Below are 4089 nucleotides of genomic sequence, written 5' to 3'. Positions count from 1 at the left end.
GCGCTCCACATAATCTTCAACACGCGGCGGAAGAAAACTCGGCTGATCCCGGCTAACGCCGGTCTTGAACCTATGATTCGGCATAACCGAATCGTACACGCATCGGCCTATCAGCCAAGATTCTTGCCCAGTCTCTTCGCTTCACCCGGGCTACGACCTACTCCGCCGCGGCGTTCTGGCCGGGACCGCCAACGAAGCCTGCCGGGTCGCCGAAACGCTCGATCATGACCGCCGTCAGATCCTTCGCCTTGCTGGTCACACATGCGCCGGAACGGACGGTGTAACGATCCTGATGCGCAACATGCGGCGGTGCCTCGCCCTGCTGCAGAGCGCGGGCGGCGTCCATCACCAGCTTGCGGAAATGCATGATGCCGAGATCGGTCGGCCCGAGATGCTCGCGGGTGCGGTCGGCAATCGGGCCCTGGCTGTCCTGCACCGCGGCATCCTGCTCTGAGACGCCCTTGATGCCGGTGTAGCTCTTGGTCTTCTGCAGTTTGCGATCGATCAGGTAGTCGTTCGACTTGTTGCGCAGCGGCACATAGTTCTCGTCGATCTCGGCGATCACGCCGTTGCCGCGGTCATAGGCGTCGCGCTCCGCTTGCGTGATCGGACGCTGCGGATTCCAGGCATAGGTGTAGATCCAGCACTTGGTGTCGCTGACCGGCACGAAGCTCTGGCCGAAGATGTTCTCGCCCGGCATCGAGCTCGGCGCGTAAGCGTGAACCGGCATCAGGAACTGGGCGATGCGCCAGTAGATGTTGTCAGTGCCGGTGAGGCGCCCGCCTGCGATCGTCAGCCCGGCGTCATGCGGGTTGATCTTGATCACCGGCCGCGGGTCTTCGGCGATCCAGCGCATGTGCTCGGTCGCCACGCGCACCAGCGGATTGACGAAATGCTTCTTGATGTCGAGGATCTCGTTCTCGTCCTTCTCGAACGACAGATGCGCGAAGGTGAAATGCGCGGTATCGATCGAGCCTTCCAGCGCCTGCACCCAATTGCAGTCCTGCCACTTCTTGCTGACGTAGCGGTGCGACGGCGGCAGCAGCGCCATCTCCAGCGCCGGCAATTCCGGCACTGAATCAGCCGGGCCCATATAGGCCCAGATCATCTCGCCCCATTCGCGCACCGGATAGGACTTGATGCGGATGTGATCCTTGGCGTTGAGATCGGGATAGGAAGTCGGCATGTCGACGCAGCGGCCGTCGGTGTCGAACTTCCAGCCGTGATAGACGCAGCGGATGCCGCATTCCTCATTGCGGCCGAGCCAGAGATTGGCGCCGCGATGCGGGCAATATTGGTCGATGACGCCAACGACGCCGCGACTATCGCGGAAAGCGAGCAGCTCCTCGCCGAGGACTGTGATCTTCTTCGGCTCGCTGTCAGGCTCTGGCAGCTCCTCCGACAACAGCACCGGCAGCCAAAAGCGGCGCAACAGCTCGCCCATTCCCGTGCCCGGCCCGCTTTCCGTCAAGAACTTGTTGTCTTCCGCGCGAAGCATAGGGCGTCCTCCCGTTCTTGTTTTGGTTGTGGGGAAGCTTGGCGCAAGCGCAAGCGCGGGTCAACGCGCGCTGCATCAACGTGTCACACATATAGATTGTGAGGTTTATCACACACAATTTCCGGTGAAGATGATAGCGATGGTTGCACTGCCATGCCCCGTTCAGGAAAGGATGCTCAGATGGCGACGTCGGAAGCCGAAGTCCAAACCGCTGTTCGTGGCGGATGCGCTCTCTTCAGGCGAATGATCGCAAACCTGGAAATCAGGATCCGCGACGAGCGGCGCAGGCTCGCCGTCCTCGAAGCCAGCTTGAGGAAGGCGGAGTCTCAACCAGGGCCCGAACCGACCCTCATCGAGCAGCTCAAGCAGTCGATCGCAACATTGCAGAGCCAGATCGATGAGGATGAGATGAGCCTTGCCGACATCCGCATCGACTTCGAGATGTTCTGCGCGTGATAGGTAGCGGAACGCCGTCCTGCGTTCACCGTCACACCGGCCGCTCGCCCTTCACTGTGACGCGCGTGCCGGCGCGGGTGTGGGGCCAGTAGTCCCACATCGCGCGGTGCTGGGTGCAGCGGTTGTCCCAGAAGGCGATCGCGTTCTCGGTCCAGCGGAAGCGGCATTGGAACAGCGGGTTTTCCGCATGCTGGTAGAGATAGGCGAGGATGGCGTCGCTCTCGTCGCGGGGAATGCCTGATATGTGGCGGGTGAAGCCGCGATTGACGTAGAGCGCCTTCCTTCCCGTCACCGGATGCGTGCGCACCACCGGATGCTCGGCATGGGGATAGCTCGGCCTGTCGGCGACGCCGTAATTGGCGTAGAGCCCGCGATAGATCGGCTCACCGTCATGCAGCGCGGTGAGCCCGTCGAGATAGGCCTTCATCCGATCCGACAGCGCCTCATAGGCCGCATACATATTGGCGAACAGCGTGTCGCCGCCGTGCGGCGGGCACTGCCTGATGTAGAGGATCGAGCCCATCGGCGGCTCGAGATCGCAGGACACGTCCGAATGCCAGCCTTCGCCATTGGCGCGCGGCGAATCCTTGTCGGCGTAGATCTTCATCAGCGCGGGATCCTCGCCCTCATGCGGCGCGGCGGGATGGATGTGCAATTCGCCGAACTTGCGGCCGAAGGCGAGATGGTCCTGTGGCGTGATGCGCTGGTCGCGGAAGAAGATCACGAGGTTCTCGGCGAGCGCGCGATGGACCTCGTCCATCTGGCGATTGGAACGCGCATCGTCGGAGACGAGCTGTGCGATATCGACTCCGGAAATCTCCGCGCCGATGATCGGCGTCAGCTTTTCGACGCCGATGGTCTCATAGGGCTCGCTTTCGTCGGCGAGATGCTTGTAGCGGGGACCTTGCTTGCCGGACAGCGAGCTCATGGGTGTTGCTCCCAATCGTTATTGTTGGGAGCATCGTAGCCCGGATGGAGCGAAGCGCAATCGCGGCCGCAGTTTTATCCGTCGTCCCGGTCAAGCGAAGCGGCGGAGAGAACCTACTCCGCCGCGGTGACCGTGCTTGCGGGCACGCTGCTACCCTGGCCGTAGCGCTGGTCGATGTAGTCGATCACCAGCGCCTTGAAGTCGGCAGCGATCGCGGGGCCGCGCAGGGTGCGGAACTTCTTGCCGTCGACGAAAACAGGCGCGGCCGGCGCTTCGCCGGTGCCCGGCAGCGAGATGCCGATATTGGCGTGCTTGGATTCGCCGGGGCCATTGACGATGCAGCCCATGACGGCGACGTTGAGCTGCTCGACGCCGGGATACTTCGTCTTCCAGGCCGGCATCTGGTCGCGGATGAAATCCTGGATCGAGCGGGCCAGCTCCTGGAACGTGGTGGAGGTGGTGCGGCCGCAACCGGGGCAGGCTGCGACCAGCGGCACGAAGGTGCGGAAACCCATGGTCTGCAAGAGTTCCTGCGCGACCTGGACTTCCAGCGTGCGGTCGCCGCCGGGCTCAGGCGTCAATGAGATGCGGATGGTGTCGCCGATGCCGTCCTGCAAGAGGATGCCGAGGGCTGCCGAGGAGGCGACGATGCCTTTCGATCCCATGCCGGCTTCGGTGAGGCCGAGATGGATCGCGTAATCCGAGCGGCGCGCCAGATCCTGATAGACCGCGATCAGATCCTGCACGGCCGAGACCTTGGCCGACAGGATGATGCGGTTCTTGGGCATGCCGAGCTCTTGCGCGCGGGCCGCCGACAGCAACGCCGACTGCACCATGGCTTCGCGCGTCACCGCGCGGGCATCGCGCGGGTTCGGCGAGGCCGTGTTCTCGTCCATCAGCTTGGTCAGGAGTTCCTGATCGAGCGAACCCCAGTTCGCGCCGATACGGACCGGCTTGTTGTTCTTGTTGGCGATCTCGATGATGTCGGCGAACTGCGAATCGCGCTTGTTCTTGAAGCCGACATTGCCGGGATTGATGCGGTACTTGTCGAGCGCCTCGGCGCAGGCCGGATATTCGGCGAGCAGCTTGTGGCCGATATAGTGGAAGTCACCGATCAGGGGCGTGTCGATGCCGCGCTTGCGTAAGGCATCGCGGATATGCGGAACGGCGGCGGCTGCTTCCTCGCGGTCGACCGTGATGCGCACCA

Annotated in this window: 4 protein-coding genes; 1 reads left to right on the top strand and 3 read right to left on the bottom strand. The window is 62.9% G+C overall.

All coding sequences use genetic code 11. The features are described from left to right. Window positions 1-157 precede the first annotated feature (157 nt). A complete protein-coding gene (locus CWO89_RS41560) occupies window positions 158-1498 on the bottom strand; it encodes a Rieske 2Fe-2S domain-containing protein (protein WP_130584028.1) in 1341 nt (446 codons plus the stop codon). A 180-nt stretch (window positions 1499-1678) separates the two neighbouring features. On the opposite strand from CWO89_RS41560, the gene CWO89_RS41555 reads away from it, so the two are divergent. Next, window positions 1679-1954, top strand: coding sequence for a hypothetical protein (locus CWO89_RS41555; protein WP_130584027.1), 276 nt, complete (start codon window positions 1679-1681; stop codon window positions 1952-1954). Window positions 1955-1985: 31 nt separating this feature from the next. Here CWO89_RS41555 and CWO89_RS41550 read toward each other — a convergent pair whose 3' ends face one another. Beyond that, complete coding sequence (locus CWO89_RS41550; RefSeq protein WP_130584026.1) at window positions 1986-2882, bottom strand: TauD/TfdA dioxygenase family protein; 897 nt, start codon at window positions 2880-2882, stop codon at window positions 1986-1988. A gap of 113 nt (window positions 2883-2995) precedes the next feature. Continuing rightward, the coding region (gene ispG, locus CWO89_RS41545; RefSeq protein WP_130584025.1) for a flavodoxin-dependent (E)-4-hydroxy-3-methylbut-2-enyl-diphosphate synthase at window positions 2996-4089 on the bottom strand (1094 nt) is incomplete at its 5' end.

The organism is Bradyrhizobium sp. Leo170 (genome assembly GCF_004296405.1).
Classification (GTDB): Bacteria; Pseudomonadota; Alphaproteobacteria; order Rhizobiales; family Xanthobacteraceae; genus Bradyrhizobium.
The sequence above is the reverse complement of the archived record's forward strand: the minus strand, read 5'-3'. Positions and strand labels throughout refer to the sequence as shown.